The following is a 23,737-nucleotide window of genomic DNA, read 5'->3' on the forward strand; positions in this document are numbered from 1 at the left end:
CACAACGGCTCGAGCAACAGTGCCTCTTTCTGGGTCAAAGTCCTTTGGAAATGGAGTATTTTCCCCTACTATCTCAAATTCAACCTTTTTATCTTTCACATATGGTTTTAATGAAATTTTCTTTTTATCCTTTTTGGCAAGCCAATATTGGCGCATTAAAGGAATTTTTACACCGCAAGATGGGTTTTGACAGGTAACTGTACGTGCCCAAATGTAGCCAACAGGAATGGAACCGTCTGGTTCATCTGGATAAAATCTTCCAATCTCCTTTTTTGCCTCTTCCAATACCCAGTTGCCCCATTTTTTTACATCTTCTAAAAGTAAATTTATAGTCTTTTTACTTCTTTGTTTATTTCCTAAAAGTGCAGTTTCTTCTTCTATTTCTTTTGTTTGTCCATATTTTTGAGGATATTCTAAAGTACACTTTTGAATAAGAACTGCCACTGGGTTATAGTCATTGCTGTACGTTTCACAGCCTAAGCGCAAGGCTTCAAGTGGTATTGACCCTCCGCCACCAAATGGGTCAAGGACCTTTGGAGGAACACCGCCATTTGACTCTAATATTTCATTTCTTGCCCTTTCAATCATTTGTTGATTTAAAGAATTTTCCCATTTTGAAAACTCTATAATGAAATTTCTCTTACTGTTCCACTCATCTATATTTTCTGGTGCTTTAATCAAAGCTGCATAATTTGTTGCTCTCGATGATGCCAAAGGACGTCTTGCCCACCAGATATGGAGTGTCGAAATGTGGCCATGTCGTATATTTTTTTCTCTTGCTGATTCTATCCCTACTTCTTTAACAGGAAATGATTCTTCTATAAATCGTTTTTCACTCACATCTTTGCCCCTTTTTCTGTGATTTGGAATTTATCGATTATGTAGCGTACTTGCTCAATCTTTGTCTGAGGAATCAGGTTTTTTGCCGGGTTTTGAATTATCTTAAGTTCAGGGCTTGTAGAAGCATTAAATATCACGTATAGATAATAGTCATCACCAAAACGCTTAGCTATAAACCATTCATTTTGCGTTAATGCAATATCCCCATCCTCTGCTCTTGCTTTTACTTCAATATAGCGTAAATTTCCATCTTTATCCTTTGAGCGTATATCAAATCCAAGATTTTGATCCGAGACATCTTCTGGTTCTCTTTGATTATTGCGCTCATATTCCATAGTAAGCAGCATACCTATTTTTTCTATCTTTTCATCACTTACCATATCTTGATCCCTTGTTCTTATAGGTTTTACCCGAATAATACCCAAAAAACTTGGCATAGTTATTGTTAGACTTTGTTCTTGTTCTATGAGTTTTTTCAATTCTTTAAGTGATTCTTCGTATTCTGATTTTCTTTCTGCCTTGTTTCTTATGGCAAGATCTACATTTTCACCACTAGCTTTCCTATCTTCAAGTTCAATCAATTCGCCATCAAGTTTTGAAATAAAATAGTCAAGAGATTTTACTCCATATTTTTGTTTTATTTCTGCCTGTCTTTTTCGTTCTTCGAGTAATTCCTTTTTATATTGACTTAACGTTTCAATAGCCAACTGTTTAGTTTTATTTTTTATCTCTTCAATATCTACTGTAGATTCTTCAGATTGCTTATTTTCTTCTATCAAATCCCAAAGTATAGAAGATGCAATAATCTTTGATCCTTCATTATTTACAAAAAACGAAAACAAACGTTTTCCTGCGATAGCACCAGTACCGTCTCTTATCTCGCCTTCATAAAAGACTATAAATCCATCTAATTTGCCATCAGGATCGTAGAAGGTACCGCCCGTTTTAATGCTATTTTCGCATTCCTTTTCAACCCAATTTAATGTTGCCTCAAAGAGTGGATGACCAAAGGTAAGAAATTCAGCTGTTGGGTATTTCTTTAAATATTCTTTATCAAAGACTACCTTTGGATACCTACTTAGCACACCCCCATAGGTCTTTTTAAATTTTTCATCATAAGAAAATCTTTTAATACTATAAGGAACCGATTCTATGGATATTATTTCTGGAGCTTTAATTTCGCGTATCTTGCCACCAGCCTTTTCAAAGGCTTTAACAAAAAAGTTTTGTGTATATTCGGGGATTAAACGGTTCTCCTTTGCCTTTTGTGCAAGTTCTTTTATCCTTGTATAATCTATGTACCTTGTAGCGAGCGTTTCGCCAAGGTTTTCTCTTATTTTTATCAAATACTCTTCATCAACCCTGATTTCAATATCTTTAAGTATATCATCTATATTTCTAGCATTTACGGCAGCATCAATAATTGCCTTTGAGAATTGCTTTGAGTCAATTATCTCACCCAATACATCAAAAACTTTATCGCTCCCTAAGGCATTTCGTATTTCTTCTATTTTATTAAAAAGGGTCTCAAGCACTTTACCTTCGCGTGTATCATTAGCTACAAGGTTATGGACGAATACCTCTCTTGTTTGACCATACCTGTGTATTCTACCCATTCTTTGCTCAAGCCTATTTGGGTTCCACGGTATATCGTAATTGATCATTAAATTACAAAATTGCAGATTGATACCTTCGCCAGCAGCTTCAGTTGCAACCATTACTTCGGTTTCATTTCTAAAAACTGATTCTGCGTTTACCCTATCGTCTAAATTCATCCCACCATGGATTGTATTTACCTTATAACCCCATTTGTCTATCTTATTTTCAAGGTACTCAAGCGTATCGCGTGATTCGGTAAAAATAAGAATCTTTCTTTGATTTTTTTCTTTAACATGTTTGCCTAGTTCAACCAAGGATTCTTTTAGTTTTTTAAGTTTAATTTCCTCTTCATTATCAATTATACCTTTTGCCCTTTTAATAAGTGACTGAATGGTAACAATTTCCTTTTTTAAATCTTCTTTTGATTTAGCAGTACTAAAAGTTTCCCACTCGTATTCTTTTTGCCAGCGTTCATCTTCAGACATATCCTCAATTTCTTCGAAATCATATATTTCGGATTTCTTATTATTTTGATCTTGAGAAAAATTGAGCGAATCCTCAAGTTTTTTCTTTCTTCTTTCAAGTGATCTTAAAAGCGCATATGTGCTTGATGCCAACCTTCTTTGTAATATAGCCAGTACAAAAGCGATATTTCTTCTTTTTGTTGAGTTACTTAGAGATTCTAAGTTATATTGATTTTCAACGTATTTTGAGAGTTCATTGTACAACTCTTTTTCATTTGGTGATGATTCACCTAAATTAAAATAAATTGTTTTTACATAACGCGGCAAAAATAATGGTTTTCCCTCAAAATCTTTTAAATCTTCTTTAATTCTTCTTATAAACAATGGGTTGTCTTTGTTGGTAACCGATTCTCTTACCATGTCGTTATTAGCAAAGAAGCCCTTTTCGAGCAAATCGAGAAAAAGTCTAAAGTTCTCTGGATCACCTTTATGTGGAGTTGCAGTAAGAAATAGTAAATGTTCGGTAATATTAGAAAGCACTTCACCAAGTTTGTAACGATCGGATTTATCTATATTGCCAGCATATCTATATGCACTCATCTTATGGGCTTCATCTACAACAATAAGGTCAAACCTTGTAGCATTAAGTGTGCGTATTACATCATCTTTTTTGGCAAAATCAACTGAAGTAATGACTTGATTCTCTTTTTCCCAAATGTTCGTTTTATATTCATTGTCAAGTCGATTGCGATCGATCAACTCAAATGTTTCATCAAATCGCTCTTTTAATTCCCTCCTCCACTGATCCTTTATGTGTCCCGGAGTAACTATAAGAATTCTTTTTGCTAAATTGCGCAACTTAAGCTCTTTAATAATTAGACCTGCCATGATAGTCTTACCAGCACCAGGATCATCGGCAATTAAAAATCGTATTCTTGGATTTTTCAGCACATATCCATATACAGCTTCAATTTGGTGTGGAAGTGGCTCAACCTTAGAAATATTTACTGCAAGCAGTGGATCGTATAATGAGGCATATCTGTACCTTAATGCTTCTACTGCAAGAAAAACCTTCCATGCCTCTTCTTTAAAATATGACGTCTTATCCAAAATTTGAATTTTTTCAAGCTCGTTTAAGGTCAAAAACTGATCAATATACCTTTTGCTTTTGGTAGTGGCACCAACTATATGTATAAATTCCCCTTCTTCTTCTACAATTTTAAGAGTAACGCTTTCAGGCCAATAAGGGCCAGAAATTAAATCGTCCTTTTTTAATTTTTTAGATACGCACTCTTCCATCTTATCCTACCATTTATTAGTTTTATCATACCCCAACCTTCATCAAAAAATATATTAGCAATAGCAATATCTTTGTTTTTTTCATAATTGGCAATAAAATATCATCCCCTAAAGCACATTTAATTATAAACCAAAAACTGTACAAGTAAGAAATATTTATGCATAAATTAGTAAGTTCAGGTAGATTTTATTATGAGATATCAAATTTCTTAGAAAGTTATAATCTCAAAGCCTTCCTTTATAAACCTTGCCATTCCTGCATGTCCTGACATCTCAGACAATATTGTTAATCCTCTTTTTTTAGCCTCATCCAGTGTTCCCATCTTCATCGAACAAGCTTTACAGACTCCTTCAAGTAGATTGAAACTAATTACTTTCTGGGCTAAATTATAAAGAGGGCTACTTTCGTTGTATAATTCGGGAACTAATTTTGTAGACTCTCCCTCAAGCACTACCTTCACATCAATTTTTTGTTCCTGTAACTCTATTGCATAAAGCAAGACATGAATAAAACACATTGAATCTCCCCTGAACGCAAAAAGTGCTACCTTTTTCATCTTTAAACTCCCTTCGTTTAACCACCCAAATATTAAATAAGACATCTCTAAAAACTTTTATATGCCCTATTATACCACTAAAATAAAGATGTTTTTCAGATCGTCATAAAATAAATGGGAAAAAATTTTATTTTCGCATAAAATAGTATAAAATATTGTTATGAATTATTTTACTTATATCCCATTTCTAATAGCCTTTATTGGCTTTCAACTTTTGGCTGTCGGCTCTATCAGGTCAAAGAATGTCCTTACGCTAATTACAATATATCTTATACTGAGCGCCTTAGATTTTTTGCCAATGATATTTTTTTATATTTTAAACATACAGATTAATTTCATATATTTTATATTTTCTCTATTTTCACTATCGATAATCACTACTCAATTTATTGAAAAGACTTCAATAAAGACCATCTTTATATATTTAATATTTCAAATATTACTTTTTTGTCCAGCTTTTTACTTCCTTTTTCTACTGCTGCTAAGATATTTTAACTTCTGCGAATCAAATCAGATTCTTTTTATCTTCTTAGTAGCTCTCTACTCATCGATATCGTGTCTTTCAATTAGCCACTTTATTGGACCGCGTATAGGTAGATTCACAAAGGATGGAAGGTCTATTGCAATACCAGGAAATAATATAATTTTTATATATTTTGGATCGTTGATTTTTATATTTTCGACAATAAGCTTTTTTCAAGAAAGTAATCCAGATTGGATTCGATTTATTTTTTCAAATTTTTCCTTATCCATCATAGGTAGCTCACTATCTTCCATCTTTATAACTAAAAAAATAGATCCGTTAATATTGATATCATCACTTTTTACTTTTATGATTTTTTCTGTATCTGGCAGTTTGATTAACCCCTCTTATGTAGTATTCCCCTTAACATTTATAATATCATTTTTAAATATTTATATTCAAAATAAAATCGAAGTGAAATTTTTATTTGATGACCCGCTTTTCCTTATAGTACCTGTTATATTAAGTTTATTATCCTTGATAATAATTTTAAGTATACTTAATGGCTTTAGCACTTTTATCATCTTTGCCTTATCCACTCTTTATATTTGGATATCAAATCTAATTATCTTAAAATTAATGAATAAATTTTCAAATCTCAGATATCACCCCAACTGCGAAGAAATCGGTTCAGATTTGTACGAAATAGGCTACGAAGCATATCCCAAGTTGTTTAAGGATTTTTAATTTCATCTGGAATATTCTTAGATTTCAAAATAATCTCAGCAAGTTCTCCTATAGAAATTCTATTATCCATAGAGTATTTTTGCATCCTTTTATGAACTTCATTTTCGCTTAATTTGGTTTGTTCTATTATGAATAGTTTCGCCCTATAAAGAAGGTTTTTGGTTTTTAGGGATTCTTCAAGTTCAGCATTCTTTTCTTTTAGTTTCTTAGACTCGTTATATCTTTCATAAGCAAGAAGAATCGCACTTTTTAGCTCACCGATTCTATAGGGTTTCAATAGATATGAAAAAGCACCAATTTTTGAAGCTCTTTCTATAAAATCCTGGTTGTTATAGGCAGTCAAGAAAACAATGGCTCCAAAGTCATCGTTTTTTAACCTTTCAGCGATCTTAAGGCCATCCAGATGAGGCATCATAATATCAATAACGCTAACATCAGGTTTTAATCTCTTTATTTCAGACAAGGCTTCAGCGCCATCTTTTGCCTCGCCAACAACCATAAATCCTTCTTTTTCTAATTCTTCTTTCATATCTAATCTAATTAAAAATTCATCATCAGCAATAAAAACCTTTATAGGATTTTTATTTTTATTTTTTGAAGATTGTCTCATCTCACCTGACACTCTACACCTCTTTTGATATATTTAAAAAAAGATTATATCAAAATTTCTGTAAAATAATTTCAAATAGATTACCTTTTACAGTCCTTAGTTTCTTGTAGGAAGCATTCAAACCGTCTACCAAAAGGCCTTTTACTAAATCGCTACCATATCCTCTGCTAGTTCCCTGGACTTTGTACTCTCCAAAATCCAAATAAGTAATTCTTACTCTTTCAACATAGTTAACTACTGAAATAAATATCTTAGATCTTTCTTCGTTAACAAAAGCGTATTTCAGAGAATTCTGCATAAGTTCTATTAGTGCAAGAATTAAAAGAAGCATATTTTGATATTTTCCTACCAAATCACCATAAACATATATCCTTTCTTTTCCAGAATTAATTAAAATTTTAAATAGACTTTCTAACAATTCCTTGAGAGAAACTTCTTCATTGACGTTAATCAATCGTTCATGTATTTTTGCAAGGCACTCAAGTTTTACTGATACATCTTCTATAAGTTCTTTATCAGATAGCCTTCTTGATTTAATATTTATTATGCTTTTAATTATCTGAAGATTATTCTTTATCATATGATGAATCTCTTTCATAGTATTTATCTGTTTTTCCCTTTCTAGTTCAAGTTGTAAGTTTTTTGAAAGATCTCTTACAATTACTATGAAATATCTCAAAATATTTTCTTTATATAAAGGGAAAAATGATAGTTGTGCCATAAAATTTTCGTTTTTAAGGGTTTTTGAAAAAATTCCTGGATTTATGAACTTGCTTTTTGAAAAAAATTCTTTCCATGTACTGCTTTTGGAAAAATCAGTGATGTTGGTAGCCTTAGTGTAAATAAGTCTAGCGTTAGAAGATGAATAAAGTTCATTTAAATTTTCATCCAAGACAACAATTCCATCTTCAGGTGAAAGGGAGGTTGAAAATAGATCTTTGCAAGGATTGGCATTCAGAGCTCCTAAAACTAAAGTATCTTTGAAATCACTAAATTGTTTGAAGTTTGGCATGTTTTTCGCATTGTATTTAAGCATTACATATGTATGATAATCTAGATAATAATATTCCTCAGAAAATATATGCCCTTTTTCCTTGTAGAAAAAGGGCAATTTATAATCTTTGTTTCGGTTTTTTTCTACGAATTCTACAAACTTTTTTGATACCATTACCCTTTCATCACTGTGGATTTTGCATATTATTTGTTCAACGTTAAAACTATTTTTTTCCGAGATATCTATTAAAAAAACATCAGCGTTAAATACGCTTGATACAAACTTAAAACGCCATTTTTCATCAGAAATCATAAATTTTGCATTTTTTTGCCTTTTCCCAAGTCTCTATTTATTGGAATGTTATTTTTACATAAGGGGCAAACTTCGGGTTCAAAAGATTCAAAATTAATATTGAGAAGACTTTTTAAAAATGGCGAACCAATATCGTCTGCAGTTACATTCCCTCTGTTAACTAGAGAAAGGCTTCCCTGAACAATACCATTACAACTTCTAACAGCATCTATAACCTTTTTTATTGATGACCCTGTAGTTAAAACATCGTCCACAACTATCACCTTTTTGTTTTCAATAACTTTATCATATCCCCTTTTTAGAACCCTTTTCCCATCCACTTCTTCAGAAAAAATGGATAAAATCTCACAATTCTTTAAATTTGAGCTGTGATATGCAATCCACTGAGAGAGTATTACACCACCAATTGTTGGAGCGCAAACTACATCAAAGTTTATATTCTGAACTATCTTTGACATTTCAAGACATAGCTCTGAAATAACCTTTGGCTTTATATAAAGAGCATCCTTGTTTATATAAACTTTCCCGTGTTTCCCTGATGTATATATAAAGTGACCGTAAACAATAGCGTTATGTTTTTTTAAAAATTCTAGAACATCATTGTTTTCACTCATGCGTTAAACTCCTCAATGATCGATTTTAAAGCTTCCAATGGAGTACGATGGTTATTTGGTCTTAACACAGGCCTTCCAACCACAATATAACTTGCACCGTTTAATTTTGCTTGATAAGGTGTAGCAAATCTTTCTTGGTCTTCCTTAAGGCTCCATACAGGCCTTATTCCAGGCACAACAAAAAAGCAATCTGTAAATTCCTTTTTTAGTAAACCTAATTCAAGAGGACTGCAAACAAACCACCTTAATCCAGAGTTATAACCAATTTCTACAAATTTTCTTGTTATATCCATAGTATTATCTAAGCCATAAATTTTTTTGGCTTCTTCCTGAGAAAAACTAGTCAAAAGAGTGACACCTAAAACCTTTGTATTGTTGTTAGAACCAACGCCCTTTAAGGCCTCTCGTATCATCTTAGAACCACCACTAATGTGAATGGTTAACATATCTACATATAAATCAGAAAAATTCTTTACTGCATTTGCAACGGTATTTGGAATATCATATAACTTCACATCTAAAAAAACTTTGCAGTTAAAGGATTTAACAATTTCAATTGATTCCTTTATCCCAATCGAAGATATTATTTGATAACCTATCTTAAACCAATTAGTCAAACTTGAAAGAGTTTTAACATTTTTTTCAATTTCTTTTAGATTATCTAAGTCAAGCGCAACTATAACATTTGATTCCAATTTATCACCATCCGACATTCTAGACTGCATTATATTATATCTTTTTTAGTTTAAAAGATAGTCCTAATTATTCCAATGATAGTTTTGCCTAAAAATTTATCTATTCCTTGTGAAGATTCCTTAGGCTTTTCAGGTTCTGTAGTTGTAGTCGTTGCTGATTGATTTTGTTCTGAAGTATTTGAGGCAACATAATTTGACGTTGAGTGTTGCAAGATCGAATCGTTAATTAAGGCAATCTTTTGCTGATCAGTGAAATTTTTGGTTGCGTTTATCCAATCCCTATTCCCTTCTTCGTTAAATATAGCACTCAGCACTATTTCTTGTTGCTCTAAAGATAGATTCGAAAAGATAGTATCTTCATCTATATTTAAGCCATACTTTCTACAATATCTAATTACATCGCTTAAATATCTAGATGAATTATTTTCTGTAGGTGGTGCCCAAGTGTAAATAATTTTTTTAATTGATTCATTTCCGCCATTATAGTAACCTGGTTTTCGAATAATATTATAATATGCAGCGTATATACCAGAACCTAAATCTTTGTAGCTGTTAAACCCCCCGTAAGCGGATCTTAAATTACCAGGATTATTTCTCCCTGAATTGCCAACTATTTCTGGTTGAGTTCCAGTAAAACTCGTTATTGAATTTCTTAGATTTGAGGAGTTGTTTGTAGGTGGGATTTGATTTCCATTTGAATCACTATTGGATATCTTAAAATTTCCAACATTGACTTCTAGACCATCTGAAACCTTTGAAACAATATATGGGCAATTTTTATCGCTTTCAATAACCACTCTAACCTTATCGGGAGTATTTTGAGCAAAATGTATTCCTTCTACAATAGAAGATGTCATCTTGATATCACCTTTTTTAGAAACAAAAGCTTTATCAATATCTAACACTATTCTTCCATCAGACAACCTGAAGTAATTAAAATTTGGATTGCCCTTGACGTTGACTAAAACTTTTACTCCATTTTCTGTCTCCTTGTAGGTAATGTTTTGAACCATTGATAACGTATCAGCATAAGCTACTCTCACATTTAACAAAATAAACAAAGATATAAAGGTTAGAAAAAATTTCATTTTAAACTCACCCCGTAAAAGGTAATGAAACGCTCCCTCCAAAAAGATTAGCAAGAAAATATTAATTACGGATAACATCAATATTATATCATTTATAAAATTCTATTTACTTAAAAAACATCGAAAAATACAGTTTAAAAATCTGTCTTTTGAATAAATAGCTCTTTGTTTAAATGAAATGCGACAAATTCAGAATTTAAGAAATTACATTTTTTGAGAATCAGCTTGCCATTTTCAATTTTTTCGTTTAAATACCAATTGCATTTGCCATTTACAGGCTTTTCTTGGATTTCGCAAAAGTCAACAAGGTTCTCAAATTTTAATCCTCTTTGTTTAAATATCAAACTTCGTAAAATCAAATAATAAAGGGCTACACTTGCCTGAATAATTCCAGAAAAACCTAATATTATTTTGTCATCATATAGATAAGCATAGCTGTTTTTACCTATTGGAGTATTAAATTTTTCAAAAATTGGCCTAGCTTTTGAATTTAAAACCTTTCTGATAACATCTCTTTTTCCTTTTCCAGTTCCACCGATAAATAATATAATATCACTATTTGAATTTTCTCTTAAAACTTCTTCTAAAAGAATTTCGTTATCAGCAATTGGACCAGATTGAATTACATTAAATCCATCAAAATGAGCAATAGGCGATATTATCCAACTTGACAACGGTACAACTTGAGAAAGATCGCCTTTATTTATTAGCTCAGTTCCAGTGTTAATTATACTTAGATTTAACCTCTTGAATACCTTGACCAATCTAATACCTAAAAGTTCTAATGCAAATTTATCTTTATAAGAAAGTTTCTTACCACTAGAAAAAATTTTATCACCTGCTAAAAAATCACTTCCAGGTTTTATCCAATTATTCTTTGTCTCTTCAAATAAAGGGGTTATTAAATTGCCATCAATTTTTACATCTTCTATTTTAAAAAATTGTAGATTGCTCTCAATTTCTTTAACAAAAGAACCAGTAGCTAAAAAAATACAGCAACCTTCATCAATAGAAAAAATTAGATCATCACCTGGATATATTTCCTTAACTAACTTAAATGGTGGTTGGCCCTTGCATAAATAACCGTCAAATCTGCTAACAAAATATTTCGGAAAATTCTCTTTCAAAACAACATCTTCGTACAATACTTCTCCAACACAATGTGTTGACGTCACTTCCTGTGAATTTGCAGGTGGCAAAAAACGCAGAAGTTCTTCGACTATATCTAAATAATCTCTTTTACCTTCGCTAAGTTCTACCACAATTTTTGTCCCAGCCCATCAAAATATCAATACCATGTTCAAGAGGTTCAATTATAAAGTTCAAACACTCTTCTACAGCCCTCACACTACCAGGCAAATTTAAAATTATTGATTTTTTCCTAATACCACATACTCCTCTAGTAAGCATTGCTCTATTCGTCTTTTGAAGGCTAAAATTTCTCATAGCCTCAGGAATTCCAGGAATTTCTCTTTCAATAACCTCTTTAGTAGCTTCAGGCGTGTTGTCTCTTTCTGAAAAACCCGTTCCACCAGTTGTTAATATTAAATTTATCTTTTGATTAGAAAGTTCAATCAATTTTTGTACCAGCAAATCTCTATCATCCGGCAAAATTTCATAACAGGACAACAAAAAACCTCTTTTTTCACAAATTTCAATAATCTTTCTCCCGCTTAAATCTTCCCTTTCTTTCTTATACCCTGTATCAGATAAGGTTACTACAGCAAAAGTTACCCTTTTATCCAAACCTACCTCCACCTAAAAATATTTTTTTCTGTTAACATCAGGCGTATTCATATGTACCTGATTTCCCACCTGATTTATACAACAACTTTACATCTTCAATGATAGCCCCCTTTTCTACCGCCTTTATCATGTCGTATATAGTGAGCGCTGCTACGTTAACCGCTATCAAAGCCTCCATTTCCACTCCTGTTTTAAAGTTAGTTTTTACCTGAGAAAAAATTAAGATCCCATCATTCTTTATTTCAAAATCAATACTTATTTGGTTTATTGGTATTGGATGCGTTAAAGGAATTAACTCCCATGTTTTTTTTGCTGCCATGATTCCAGCAATCCTTGATGTAGAAAAGATATCCCCCTTGGGAACTTTTTGATCATTGATCAGGTTTAAAGTCCCTTCTGACAATTTTATAAAAGCTTGAGCCTTAGCAACCCTTACTGTTTCAACCTTGTCTCCTATATCTACCATTTGCGCTTTTCCTTTATCATCTAAATGAGTAAACATGTTACCCTCCAATAGCCGACATATTTCTGTGATAAATTTCTCTTGCCTTCTGAATATATGGATGACCTTTTGGTTTTAAGGATAATGTGTCTAAAATAAATCTTTTTATATCTTCATCTGTTAAACCAGATCTGAGCTTTTCTTTTAGGTTATACTCAACATCAGAAAACAAACAAAGCCTTATCATTCCATCCGAAGTAATTCTTATCCTGTTGCACCTTGCGCAAAAGTGTTTGCTAAGAGGGGAAATAAAACCGAGCGTACCTCTTGCACCTTCAAATTTGTAATATTCTGCAGGGCCATTCCCAAAAGGACCCTTAACTGTTTCGAGTTTAAATAGCTCTGATATTTTCTCTCGCATATCGTCACAACTTATAAATTTCTCGTTTTGGTCGTTATCACCAATAGGCATTATCTCAATAAATCTTACGTGAATTTCTCTATCCCTTGCAAGGTTTGCTAAAGCAATTAGATCTTCTCCATCATTTATCCCTTTCATCACTACCACATTTAACTTTACAGGGTTAAAACCAACTTCAATAGCCTTTTCAATACCATCTAAAACATCTACGAGATTACCCTTTCTCGTTATATCCCTAAATCTTTCACAATTTAACGTGTCAAGGCTTATGTTTAATCTTCTTAAGCCGGCTTTATATAAGTCTATAGCATAAACTTTTAAAAGAGAGCCGTTAGTAGTGACTGAAATATCATCGAGACCTATTTTTGTTATTTCTTTTACAAGCTCTACAAAGTTCTTTCTAACTAATGGTTCTCCACCCGTTAATCTTACCTTCTTAATACCTAGTTCTTTTAAGATTCTAATCGTTCTAACTATTTCTTCGAATCTTAAGATTTCCTTATGTGGAATAAATTTTACGCCCTTTTCAGGCATACAATACACACATCTGTAATTACACCTATCTGTAACTGAGATTCTAGCATAATCTATATTTCTTTTGTACAAATCAAGCACGGCTAAACCCCCCTTATTTTTCCAGTATCAGAAAAGTCATAACCACTAAAGCTCATATTTTTATCAACAAAAGATTTACTCTTAATTAAATCAATTAAAGAAATTAGCTTGGAGTCGCCTAAGTCATCTTTGCGCATACATAGTTCAAAGACTTCCTTTTTCCATGGAATAAAATCCAGACCTAGATAATCTGCAATATACTGTATACCAAAAGCAACATCTGCTACCCCACTAAGAATACTGGTCGCAGCTGCATAATGAGTAAATACTTCATTTTCATAACCTAAAATTTGCTTAGGCTCAAAACCCAGTCTATTTATCTCATAATCTAAAAGCACTCTAGTACCAGCTCCCTTTTGTCTGTTCACAATCCTTAACCCCTTCGAAATTACGTCTTCGAGAGTCTTTACTTTAAAAGGATTCCCCTTTTTTACCATCATACCCTGCTGTCTATATGCTAACGTTAATAATATTGTATCACCTTTATTAAAATATTTTAATATATATGGAATGTTATATTCTCCACTCACACTGTCAAATAAGTGGGTAGCTGCAACATGACAAACTCCATCTTTTAAAGCAGCAATCCCAGCCAAACTCCCACAAGGAGATGTGACAATTCTTAATTTAAAATTCTTGTAAAGCTTGGATGATATATATGGCAAAAGCGGATCGTTGCTACCAAGAACCACGATAGAGCTTTCACTTAGATCTTCCTTTTTCCAGAATATGAAGTCAAAAATATCTTGAGTATTACAGCCTTGCACTCCCTTTTCTAATATACAAATGCCATCACAATACAATAATGAAGAAACCGAACTAGAAGATCTAGCCAAAGGATAGAAGAATACTTTGTCTTTTATTTTTGCAACTTGACCTCTTATCCTTTCTTCTTCTCCAGAACTAGAAGTTATAGTTTTGTAAATATTAACAGGAATTCTTTTATTAGATTCTATTTTGCCAGTCATTGCGTTCAGAATAGGCTTAACAAAATAATCCAAAACTACTGCACATGCAGCAGAATATCCTGGCAAACCAATAAAAATTGACTTATTAATAGAACCAAGAATCACAGGTTTTCCAGGTCGTAGATAAACTCCGTGCGCAAGTAAATTACCCTTTTTTTCTAAAAGGCTTGCTGTATAATCATCTCTCCCAAAAGAGGATCCCCCAATCATCAATATCAAGTCAAAATCGCTATATTTGGATATGTATTCTTCCAAAATTTCTAGTTTATCAGGTAATATAGGAGTTTCTTCTACTAAAGCTCCGTTTGTTTTAAGGTAATATGATATAGCTGGACCGTTAAAATTAAAATACATATTCTTATCTACATTTTCATATCTATTTGTAATCTCATCTCCAGTAGCTATTATTACTGCTCTTGGTTGCTTGCTTACACTTATAATCTCGTTTCCAGTTGCAAGAAGCGACATAATTTCAAATGTAGAAATTTCTTGACCTTCATAGACCACTATCTCTCCTGGGTTAAAATCTTCACCTATCAACCTAATATTCTCACCAGGATGCATTGCCTCAAATATGGTTATAGTTCCATCTGGATTTAACCTTGTTTTTTCAACCATTACAACGCAATCGAAAGGATAAGGAACAAAATCACCCGTGTCAACTTCAATAAACATGTCCTTTTCCACCTTGAGCGGAGAATGGATACTAGCTTCTTTAGTTGATTTAGCTATGAGCGCATAGCCATCCATCGCAGAGGATTGAAAATTTGGACAAGCAATCTGAGCTAAAATATTTTCACCAGCTATTCTACCACCTGAAAGGCTAGTTTTTACTTTCTCAAAACCGATTGGACTCTTTTTTAACCTTTCAACTTCATTTAATATAAGCTCAAGAGCTTTTTCAGGTTCCATTAATTTTCTATAAAGCTTTCTAGCCATATAGTTGACTCCTTAATAGATGAAATTTATTCCCACAAGAATATCTCTACTTCCTCGCCCTCTAAAACAATTTCTCTGTCTTCTGGAATTTTAATTATTAGTTCTGACTTGGTAGCAGAAGAAATATAATCAGACTTACTTAATAAAGGAACAACAAGGTCATTTTCTTTGTAACCCATTATTAAATCAACTCTACCAGGAACAGAAAAAATAGGGTCGCGCAAAATTCCTTTATCGCTTTTTGGATAAAAATCTCTATCACCGCCAAGCTTTTTTAAAATTGGGATTCCAACAAGATTTAAGTAAATCATAACAGGCAATGGATGCCCAGGAAAACCTACAATTGGCATGTTACCATTTCTGCCAAGCAAAAGTGGTTTTCCAGGTTTTACAAGAAAACCGTGATATATAACTTCACCAAAACTCTTGATTACTTCTTCGACATAATCCCTTTCTCCAATTGAACTACCACCAGAAATGAATATACAGTCACAATTTTTTATGGCATAGTTGAATTTTTCCTCAAGATCCTTTCTGTTGTCCTTAACAACTCCCAAAAAAATTGGTTCAGCAAAGGTTTCTATGCCATTTACAATTAAAGGTCCATTAGCATCGTATATCTTTGAAACTGTTAACTTTTCTTTATAAGATATAATTTCATCGCCTGTAGAAATTATTGCAACTCTTGGTTTTTTATAAACTTTAATAGTTTCAAAACCAGAAGCGGCCAAAATTGCGCAATCTCTAAAATTTATTCTCTTTCCTTTGTTAACGAGAACATAACCCTCTTTAAAATCTTCTCCCTTTTTTAATACATTTTCATAATATGAAATTGCTTTATATACTTCAACAAATTCTCCAGAAGTTTTAGTATGTTCTAACATAACTACGCCATTAGAATTGATCGGAAGAGTGCTGCCTGTAGCAACTTTCACACATCCGCCTCTTTCAATGCTTAGAGGAGGGTCGCCCACCTTTTGTTCACCGAGAAGTCTTAATAAAACTGGAGTATTTTCACTAGAACCAAAAGTTTCTTCAGAAAAGACTGCATAACCATCAACTGCTGAACGATTTTCTAAGGGAAGTGAAAATCTTGATGACACGTCTTCAAAAGAAACTCTATTATTTAATTGAAAAATATTTAGCTCTTCAAAGACTTCAATTGAAGAAAAAAATTTGCAAAAATCTAATGCATTTTGAAAGGGTGACAATTTTAAAAATTTGATCATATTAGCAGCAACTTCTTTACATTATTTTTTAATTTAATCATTATAGGTCTAAGAAAAAATAAGGATTATTTTTTTGTTCATATTTTAGAGATGTTGAAGGCCCATGCCCAGGCAAAACTATATAGTCAGTCTCTATTTTATATAATTTTTCCAAAGTTTTTTTCATGGAAATTTTATCCCCTCCTGGCAAATCTGTTCTACCAATCGAGTCCTTGAAAAGGGTGTCACCTGTAAACATATAATTTTCAATTATATAAATAACAGATCCAGGCGTATGTCCAGGGGTTTCCAGTATTTGTACCCTATAATCATCTAAGTTGATTATACCCTCTTGAACGTATAAATCGGCGCTCACTCTATACGAAAAACCAAATTGCTTAGAAAGATTAAGCTCTGGATTTTCAATAATTTCTTTTTCTTTAATAGAAGCAATAACCTTTGGATTATATTTGTTCTTCAACGAGTTTACGCACATAATATGGTCAGCATGACCGTGTGTTAAAAGGATCCATTTTAAATTCTTACCATCAAGTTCTTTTGAAATTTTATCTTCTTCGTCACCCGGATCAATAATGGCAACGCCTTTATTATCAAATTCAACTATATAACAATTTGCTGCAAAAATCCCAACACTAAGAGTTTTTATTTCCATTTCTTAGCTCCTCATATTTTATTTTATCGAGTAAGCTTCAAGACTTTCTTCTGCATAGCTATTATCTTCTCAATCCCACTATATGCAATATAAAGTATTTCATTTAGTTTCTCTCTAGTAAAGGGTTTTTTTTCAGCAGTTCCTTGAATTTCAATTATCTCTTTATTTTCATTAGCAATAACGTTCAAATCAACATCTGCTACTACATCTTCCTCAAAATTTGGATCCAATATTACTTCGTCGTCCAAAATAGCAACAGAAACAGCTGCAACATAATATTTTAAAGGACTTGTCTTTATTAAGCCATACTCTTTTAATTTTCTTAAAGCGAGAACTAAAGCAACAAAACCTCCTGTAATACTAGCGCATCTTGTCCCAGCATCTGCTTGTATAACTTCTGCATCAATAAATATTGTTCTCTCACCAAGAAGGCTTAGATCCACAGCACTTCTTAAGGACCTTCCTATAATTCTTTGGATTTCTTGACTCCTACCAGATACCTTTCCTGAAGTACTTTCTCTTGCGTTTCTATCTTGTGTAGCACGCGGTATCATACTGTACTCACTAGTAATCCAGCCTTTACCAGAGCCTTTCAAGAATTGTGGAACCTTATCTTCCACCGAAGCATTACATATCACTTTTGTATTGCCAAAAGAAATTAAAACACTTCCCTCAGGATAAATTAAAAAATCCTTAATGATTTCAATTGGCCTTAATTCATCATTCTTTCTTGTTTTATCAAGTCTAATTTTTGCACACTCCTCTCAAAAATTTACTTTTCTAATTTTCCTAATGATTTATAGTACTCTGTTTTTATTGTTTTTTCAGATAGCTTTGCGTAAATATTTGTAGTATTAATGTTTTCATGTCCTAAAATTTCTTGAATATATTTTAATTCTACTCCTTCATTAAGCAAGAATGTTGCTAAAGAATGTCTAAGTTGATGTGGAGTAATACCCTTTCCAGTTTGCATCTTCCAGGTATTAGAAACAATGTATCTTATCATTCTCTCACTAATGCCCTTACCCAATCTCGAAAGAAAAAGATATCGACTATTAGTTTTAATCTTTTTTCTTTTTGAAATATACTTTTTTAGAAGATCTTTCGTATAATCTGTAAAGAAAACAATTCTCTCTTTATCTCCCTTGCCAATTGTTCTAATTTCGTTTCTGTCAAAATTGATATCTTCAATTTTTATATCTTTTAATTCACTTATTCTCATTCCTGTATTAAATAACAAAAGAATGATTAAAGAATTTCTGATTTTACTAAAGCTATCAAAAGAAGAGCTTTTTTTAACAACATCTGCCACATCTGAAGGATTTAAGTATTTTGGAAGTAATTTGTCTTTTTTGGGATTTTTTAAAGTTAAAGATAATTTATTTTCTATTAAATTAAATTTATAAAGATAATTTAAAAATGATTTGACTGCAGAAATCTTTCTTGATACTGAAGTTTTTTTTAAAAATTTATAGTTAAGTCCTTGCATTATCCACTCATTAGTTATTTTTGGTATTTCAGATTCTTTCAACTCACCCTTTTTGTTTTCTAAAAAGTCGAGCCAACTAAAGAGGTCGCTTTCATAAGCTCTAATAGTATTTTGAGAGCTTAATTTGTTAAACTGCAAATAATTTAAGAAGTCAAGAATTTGAGATTTATTTATTCTCATAACTTGTACTGAAAATCGGAAAGATATCTATTTAAATCATACAAGGATCTTTTTACATATTCTTCGTATCTTCTTTTCTTATTTAATTTTTCTAAAAGAGGTGGTAATAGACCAAATGAAGCGTTCATCGGAGCAGGCTTATCTGTTGCAACGTTGATAATATGGTTTATCAAAGATCCTAATATTGTAGTCTTCGGTAAGGCAAGATAACCTTTGTCATGAATTTTTAGGTGTAAATTAATAGCCGCTAATAATCCGGTGGCAATTGCCTCAACATAACCTTCTGTTCCAATAATTTGTCCTGCAAAGAAAACATTGTTAAATTTTTTTGACTCCAAATTTTCCTTTATTAATGTAGATGAGTTAAAATAAACATTTTTGTGCATTACTCCATACCTTACAAATTCAGCATTTTTTAAAGCTGGAATAAGTCTAAATATTCTACTTTGTTCTTTAAAGGTGAGTCTGGTTTGAAATCCAACAATGTTAAAGAGGGTTTTATCTTTATTTTCTGCTCTAAGCTGAACAACACAGTATGGTTCTTTGTTTGTATTAGGATCTTTTAGCCCCCTTGGCTTTAAAGGACCAAACAAAAGCGTTTCCCTACCTCTTTTTGCAAGTTCTTCTATTGGCATACAACCTTCAAAATATCTTTCTTCATCAGGAAGATGACTTCTTACCCTATCAGCTTTTATAAGTTCCTCATAAAAGAAATCATACTCATCCTTAGTCATAGGACAATTTAGATATGCGCCTTCTCCCTTGCCATATCTATTTCCCCAAAACGCATGTTTTAAGTCAATAGAATCATACTTTACAATAGGTGAGGTTGCGTCATAAAAGTATAGATCTTTGCTATTTAAAGAATTTTTAAAGTAGTTAAACAAACTTTCAGAAGTAAGAGGCCCAGTAGCTACAATAGCGAAACTATCTTCAGGGATCGATTTTATTTCCTCTCTAAAAACATTAACATTTGAATTAGAAATTATCTTGTCAGTAACACATTTAGAAAACTTTTCTCTATCAACAGCAAGCGCCTGACCTGCCTCAACTGAACAATCCTCAGCTATTCTTATAAGATTGGAACCTAAAATTTTAATTTCTTCTTTAAGCAAACCAGATGCCGAAATAATATCTTTGTTACCAAGAGAATTGCTACATACAAGTTCGGCAAATAAATCTGTTTTGTGAACAGGAGTCTTAATCGCTGGTCTCATTTCATAAATATCAAGTAGATATCCTCGTTCCAATAAAAAAATAGCAGCTTCACTTCCAGCTAAGCCTGCACCTATTATCTTTATCCTATCCTTAGCTTTATTAAAATTCATTGTCAGTTCTTTAAAGACTTTTCAGCCTTTTTGTCTTCATCAATCTCTGATAATTTAAAACAGTAAAAGTTGCAACTTTTATTTACGCATTTATAATAAGGTTTGCCCTTTTTGCTAAAGATCCTAAGTAATTGTCCACCACACTTTGGGCAGTTTCTTTCAGCTTTCTTACCATAGGGCAAGGTAGTTTTACAGTCAGGATACTTTGAACAAGCTAAAAATTTTCCAAATCTACTCCTTTTTACCACCATTTTACTTCCACATACCGGACATTCAACATCTGATTCTTCTATAGAAACTTCGTTGTTATCCAAGTTTTGTTCATCAGTATTGTTATTTTCGTTATTACCATATGAAGAATCTTCAAATGGCAATTTACCTTTACATTCTGGATACCTCGAGCAAGAATAAAACCTGCCAAATTTACTAATTCTTAGCTTCATATCCGAACCGCATAACGGACATTTTTTTCCTGATTCTAAAGAATTAAAAATTTCACTTGAATTTGCTTCAAAGTTATTTAGGCTCATTTCAAATGGCTGATAAAAATCATTTAAAAGTTTTACTCTATCCTCTTCAGTAAATATTTTGTCAAGGTCACTCTCCATCTTTGCAGTAAATTCATAATCGACAATATCTGGAAAATATTTAATAAGCATATCAACAACTTCTTCACCAATTTTTGTTGGAAGCAACACTTTACCCTCTTTTTTAACGTAATTTCTTTCTTGAAGAGTAGTTATAGTTGGTGCATAAGTAGACGGTCTTCCAATTCCAAGCTCCTCTAACCTTTTAACCAAACTAGCTTCGGTATATCTTGGAGGCGGAGAAAGAAATCCTTCAATTTTATCTACCGAAATTATTTTGTAAAGTTTTCCTTCAGTTAATGTAGGAAAAACTTCATCGTTTTCATCTGATTCCTTTTCTTCTTCCCATAAAACCAGGTATCCAGGGAACTTCAAATTTAAAAACCTCGCAAAGAAATCATAACCTTCAACTTCACCCTTGATCTCAAGGGCATCATAAACAGCATTGGCCATTTGACTTGCCATAAATCTTTTCCAGATCAAATCGTATAAAAGATAATATTCTTTGCTTAAATATTGTTTTATTTCATCCGGCAATCTAAAAACCGAAGTAGGTCTTATAGATTCATGCGCTTCTTGACTACCTTTAAGCTTTTTCGGCGAATATTTTTTATAAAAATTTTCTCCAAACAACTTAGAAATTAATTCTTTTGCATTTTCTTGCGCCTCAAGTGAAACGTTAAAAGAATCCGTTCTCATATATGTAATCAATCCAATACTACCTTCAGAGCCAATTTGGAGACCCTCATATAATGCTTGTGCTAATTTCATCGTTTTTTTCAGGCTAAAACCATGTTTTTTTTGCGCTTCTTGTTGAAGTGTACTGGTAATAAAGGGAAATGGTGAACTCTTTTTCTTTTCCTTGACCTCCAAACTTTTTATAGCAACCTCTTTTCCTTCTAACATTTTATAAAGCTCATTTGCTTCGTTCTCATCAAAAAATTTTATTGGGTTATTCTTTTTGTCGCATAACTTTAGTGTAAATTCCTTATTATTGTCATCCAAACACTTTATCTGAAAAGTATAATATTTCTTGATTTCAAAATTTCTTATTTCTCTTTCTCTCTCAACAACCATTCTTAATGCAACAGACTGAACTCTGCCAGCAGAAAGTCCTCTTTGAATAGTTTTCCAAAGAAATGGAGAGATTTTATAACCTATTATTCTGTCAAGTATCCTTCTCGCCTTTTGTGCTTCAATTAGTTTTGTATCTAAGTCTCTTGGTTGTTTCATTGCCTCTTTTACAGCCTTTTCTGTAATTTCATTAAAGTATACCCTCTTATACTGACCTTCCTTTAATTTAAGAACCTCTTTCAAGTGCCATGCAATAGCCTCCCCTTCTCTGTCTGGGTCTGGAGCGAGATAGACCATTTTTGCATCCTTTACTTCTTTTCTTAGATCCTCAATAAGTTTACTTTTTTCTTTTAAAATCCTAAAAGTAGGATCAAAGTTATTTTCAATATCAATACCAAGCCTTGTCTTCGGTAAATCACGCACGTGCCCTTTTGAAGCAAGAATTTTCAAAGACTTACCTAATATTTTAGAAAGAGTCTTAGTTTTAGATGGAGACTCAACGATCATTACTTTCTTTTTACGTTCTTCAGACATTAAAACCTCCTATTTTGCGGCAGTAAAAAAACAAAAACCTTTGAGTCCGGATGTAATCCATCAAGGTAAATTGTGGGAAGTGGTTTTTTATTAATTATCTTGATAAAATCTGACTCATTAAGTTTTTCTGGTGGAACATAATACAGTTCTGATACATTCGAAGATCTTGCTTCAAGTGCCTTTTTTTCTTTTACGTCTAAAATAAAGGCATGACTATATCCATAACGTCCAAGAGGGACTAAATGTAAACCCATTTGGTTTAGTAGCGTATACGAATTACTATCCATTTTCCTAACTGCTTCTACATTAATTACGCCAAGCAAAAAGGAATCCTTCGGTACAGATTGAAGGTAGTCAACTAAGGCGTTGTTTTCCTGATGGTGAAATGACGTATTAAAGTTGCCCTGACTAATTACTTTTCCGTTATCTGGTTCTATTGCAATCAGAAAGTAACCTAGATTTTTAGGATAGTATTTTTTATTGTTGATTTCAATATAACTTCCGTTTTTGAGCCCATAACTTACTAACTTTACTTCACACTTCAATTTATCTCCAAAAGGATAAACGTCAGGACCAAAAATAACGTTATAACCGAAACTTTCCAAAAATTCTCTTGCCTGGGTAAAACTTATATTAGTTGGTAAATAAGGTATTACACCCTTCTCGATGGCTTCCTCTAATGTACCGTCAAAAACCTTCTTTATGTTTTCGCTCGGTTGTGAATTATCAGAAACAAACAAACCGATTTCTTTAATTCCACTTATATGTTCACTTGTAATAAAATCAGCTAAATCTTGAATATTTTCAAATTTCTTTTTACTTGTAAGGATTATATCCTTAAGTTTACTAAGCGATGCTTGTTCGCCAAGAACAACAACCATTCCATTTCCCAATTTTAAACTTAAAGTTGTTTCCTGCGCATAAGCATTAGTTCTACAGAAAGCTATAATAATAAAAAAAGATAAGACTATAATAAACTGCAGAAAACAGTAAAGAATTCTATCAGAAAAGAAGTTTTTTATATATCTCATAAGCAACCTCGTTTTTATCTTTTTTAGAATCCTCTTCAAATAAAACCTTTCTAATATTACCATCCTTCTCTATAAAAGCAGAAATTTTAAAAAATCCATTTTCAGTTAAAGAAACATAACAACCAAAAGGAATTTGGCAACCACCGCCAATTAATTTTAAAACCTTTCTTTCAATTTCAGTTGATATTCGTGTTTTAAAATCATCCAAATAACTTATAAT

At 32.3% G+C, this 23,737-nt stretch carries 20 protein-coding genes and 1 pseudogene; all 21 read right to left on the reverse strand.

Annotated elements, in window-relative coordinates; translation table 11 throughout:
- Positions 1-840: DUF1156 domain-containing protein (locus ACWIUX_RS07665; RefSeq protein WP_448590141.1), on the reverse strand; the 840-nt coding region annotated here is incomplete at its 3' end.
- Positions 837-4,202, reverse strand: a complete 3,366-nt coding sequence (locus ACWIUX_RS07670; RefSeq protein WP_448590142.1) for a helicase-related protein — start codon at positions 4,200-4,202, stop codon at positions 837-839. The genes ACWIUX_RS07665 and ACWIUX_RS07670, both read right to left, overlap by 4 nt.
- A 209-nt stretch (positions 4,203-4,411) precedes the next feature.
- Positions 4,412-4,759: a cytoplasmic protein gene (locus ACWIUX_RS07675; protein WP_448590143.1), complete on the reverse strand. Its 348-nt coding sequence runs from the start codon at positions 4,757-4,759 to the stop codon at positions 4,412-4,414.
- 1,196 nt (positions 4,760-5,955) lie between these two features.
- Positions 5,956-6,591 carry an ANTAR domain-containing response regulator gene (locus ACWIUX_RS07680; RefSeq protein ID WP_448590144.1) on the reverse strand — a complete coding sequence of 212 codons (636 nt, stop codon included), beginning with the start codon at positions 6,589-6,591 and terminating at the stop codon, positions 5,956-5,958.
- Positions 6,592-6,628: 37 nt separating this feature from the next.
- Entirely contained in the window at positions 6,629-7,885 is a 1,257-nt protein-coding gene (locus ACWIUX_RS07685; protein WP_448590145.1) for a histidine kinase dimerization/phosphoacceptor domain -containing protein, read from the reverse strand.
- Positions 7,882-8,499, reverse strand: a complete 618-nt coding sequence (locus ACWIUX_RS07690) for a phosphoribosyltransferase family protein (protein WP_448590146.1) — start codon at positions 8,497-8,499, stop codon at positions 7,882-7,884. Before ACWIUX_RS07690 ends, ACWIUX_RS07685 begins: the two co-directional genes overlap by 4 nt.
- Positions 8,496-9,224, reverse strand: coding sequence for an orotidine-5'-phosphate decarboxylase (pyrF, locus tag ACWIUX_RS07695; protein ID WP_448590147.1), 729 nt, complete (start codon positions 9,222-9,224; stop codon positions 8,496-8,498). Before pyrF ends, ACWIUX_RS07690 begins: the two co-directional genes overlap by 4 nt.
- Before the next feature lie 20 nt (positions 9,225-9,244).
- Complete coding sequence (locus tag ACWIUX_RS07700; RefSeq protein WP_448590148.1) at positions 9,245-10,282, reverse strand: AMIN domain-containing protein; 1,038 nt, start codon at positions 10,280-10,282, stop codon at positions 9,245-9,247.
- Between the two features lie 134 nt (positions 10,283-10,416).
- Positions 10,417-11,544 carry a molybdopterin-binding protein gene (locus tag ACWIUX_RS07705; protein WP_448590149.1) on the reverse strand — a complete coding sequence of 376 codons (1,128 nt, stop codon included), beginning with the start codon at positions 11,542-11,544 and terminating at the stop codon, positions 10,417-10,419.
- A complete protein-coding gene (locus ACWIUX_RS07710; RefSeq protein ID WP_448590150.1) occupies positions 11,531-12,028 on the reverse strand; it encodes a MogA/MoaB family molybdenum cofactor biosynthesis protein in 498 nt (165 codons plus the stop codon). The genes ACWIUX_RS07705 and ACWIUX_RS07710 overlap by 14 nt, the downstream gene beginning before the upstream one ends.
- A gap of 37 nt (positions 12,029-12,065) precedes the next feature.
- Positions 12,066-12,530, reverse strand: a complete 465-nt coding sequence (gene moaC / locus ACWIUX_RS07715; RefSeq protein ID WP_448590151.1) for a cyclic pyranopterin monophosphate synthase MoaC — start codon at positions 12,528-12,530, stop codon at positions 12,066-12,068.
- 1 nt (position 12,531) lies between these two features.
- Positions 12,532-13,506, reverse strand: coding sequence for a GTP 3',8-cyclase MoaA (gene moaA, locus ACWIUX_RS07720; protein WP_448590152.1), 975 nt, complete (start codon positions 13,504-13,506; stop codon positions 12,532-12,534).
- Positions 13,507-13,508: 2 nt separating this feature from the next.
- Positions 13,509-15,413, reverse strand: coding sequence for a molybdopterin biosynthesis protein (locus ACWIUX_RS07725; protein ID WP_448590153.1), 1,905 nt, complete (start codon positions 15,411-15,413; stop codon positions 13,509-13,511).
- A 26-nt stretch (positions 15,414-15,439) separates the two neighbouring features.
- Positions 15,440-16,642, reverse strand: coding sequence for a molybdopterin molybdotransferase MoeA (locus ACWIUX_RS07730; RefSeq protein ID WP_448590154.1), 1,203 nt, complete (start codon positions 16,640-16,642; stop codon positions 15,440-15,442).
- 40 nt (positions 16,643-16,682) lie between these two features.
- Positions 16,683-17,294: an MBL fold metallo-hydrolase gene (locus ACWIUX_RS07735; protein ID WP_448590155.1), complete on the reverse strand. Its 612-nt coding sequence runs from the start codon at positions 17,292-17,294 to the stop codon at positions 16,683-16,685.
- A 23-nt stretch (positions 17,295-17,317) separates the two neighbouring features.
- Positions 17,318-18,043: a ribonuclease PH gene (rph, locus tag ACWIUX_RS07740; RefSeq protein WP_448590160.1), complete on the reverse strand. Its 726-nt coding sequence runs from the start codon at positions 18,041-18,043 to the stop codon at positions 17,318-17,320.
- Positions 18,044-18,066: 23 nt separating this feature from the next.
- The gene (locus ACWIUX_RS07745) at positions 18,067-18,963 is read right to left on the reverse strand and encodes a tyrosine-type recombinase/integrase (protein ID WP_448590156.1); all 897 of its coding nucleotides are present in this window, start codon (positions 18,961-18,963) and stop codon (positions 18,067-18,069) included.
- Positions 18,960-20,291, reverse strand: coding sequence for a methylenetetrahydrofolate--tRNA-(uracil(54)-C(5))-methyltransferase (FADH(2)-oxidizing) TrmFO (gene trmFO, locus ACWIUX_RS07750; protein WP_448590157.1), 1,332 nt, complete (start codon positions 20,289-20,291; stop codon positions 18,960-18,962). Before trmFO ends, ACWIUX_RS07745 begins: the two co-directional genes overlap by 4 nt.
- 2 nt (positions 20,292-20,293) lie before the next feature.
- Complete coding sequence (gene topA / locus ACWIUX_RS07755; protein ID WP_448590158.1) at positions 20,294-22,486, reverse strand: type I DNA topoisomerase; 2,193 nt, start codon at positions 22,484-22,486, stop codon at positions 20,294-20,296.
- Positions 22,486-23,517 (reverse strand): interleukin-like EMT inducer domain-containing protein, encoded by a 1,032-nt coding sequence (locus ACWIUX_RS07760; protein ID WP_448590159.1) that lies wholly within the window; start codon positions 23,515-23,517, stop codon positions 22,486-22,488. Before ACWIUX_RS07760 ends, topA begins: the two co-directional genes overlap by 1 nt.
- Positions 23,489-23,737 (reverse strand): annotated as a pseudogene (locus tag ACWIUX_RS07765) (hypothetical protein); the annotation flags it as partial. The pseudogene ACWIUX_RS07765 and the gene ACWIUX_RS07760, both read right to left, overlap by 29 nt.

It is taken from the genome of Thermodesulfobium sp., assembly GCF_053498235.1.

Bases quoted from the DNA above. Each gene is read 5' to 3' on its own strand.
- moaC (WP_448590151.1), bottom strand. From the start codon at position 12,530: ATGTTTACTCATTTAGATGATAAAGGAAAAGCGCAAATGGTAGATATA.
- ACWIUX_RS07670 (WP_448590142.1), bottom strand. From the start codon at position 4,202: ATGGAAGAGTGCGTATCTAAAAAATTAAAAAAGGACGATTTAATTTCT.
- pyrF (WP_448590147.1), bottom strand. From the start codon at position 9,224: ATGCAGTCTAGAATGTCGGATGGTGATAAATTGGAATCAAATGTTATA.
- ACWIUX_RS07745 (WP_448590156.1), bottom strand. From the start codon at position 18,963: ATGAGAATAAATAAATCTCAAATTCTTGACTTCTTAAATTATTTGCAG.
- ACWIUX_RS07690 (WP_448590146.1), bottom strand. From the start codon at position 8,499: ATGAGTGAAAACAATGATGTTCTAGAATTTTTAAAAAAACATAACGCT.
- trmFO (WP_448590157.1), bottom strand. From the start codon at position 20,291: ATGAATTTTAATAAAGCTAAGGATAGGATAAAGATAATAGGTGCAGGC.
- ACWIUX_RS07725 (WP_448590153.1), bottom strand. From the start codon at position 15,413: ATGGCTAGAAAGCTTTATAGAAAATTAATGGAACCTGAAAAAGCTCTT.
- ACWIUX_RS07675 (WP_448590143.1), bottom strand. From the start codon at position 4,759: ATGAAAAAGGTAGCACTTTTTGCGTTCAGGGGAGATTCAATGTGTTTT.
- ACWIUX_RS07700 (WP_448590148.1), bottom strand. From the start codon at position 10,282: ATGAAATTTTTTCTAACCTTTATATCTTTGTTTATTTTGTTAAATGTG.
- topA (WP_448590158.1), bottom strand. From the start codon at position 22,486: ATGTCTGAAGAACGTAAAAAGAAAGTAATGATCGTTGAGTCTCCATCT.
- ACWIUX_RS07730 (WP_448590154.1), bottom strand. From the start codon at position 16,642: ATGATCAAATTTTTAAAATTGTCACCCTTTCAAAATGCATTAGATTTT.
- ACWIUX_RS07735 (WP_448590155.1), bottom strand. From the start codon at position 17,294: ATGGAAATAAAAACTCTTAGTGTTGGGATTTTTGCAGCAAATTGTTAT.
- ACWIUX_RS07760 (WP_448590159.1), bottom strand. From the start codon at position 23,517: ATGAGATATATAAAAAACTTCTTTTCTGATAGAATTCTTTACTGTTTT.
- ACWIUX_RS07685 (WP_448590145.1), bottom strand. From the start codon at position 7,885: ATGATTTCTGATGAAAAATGGCGTTTTAAGTTTGTATCAAGCGTATTT.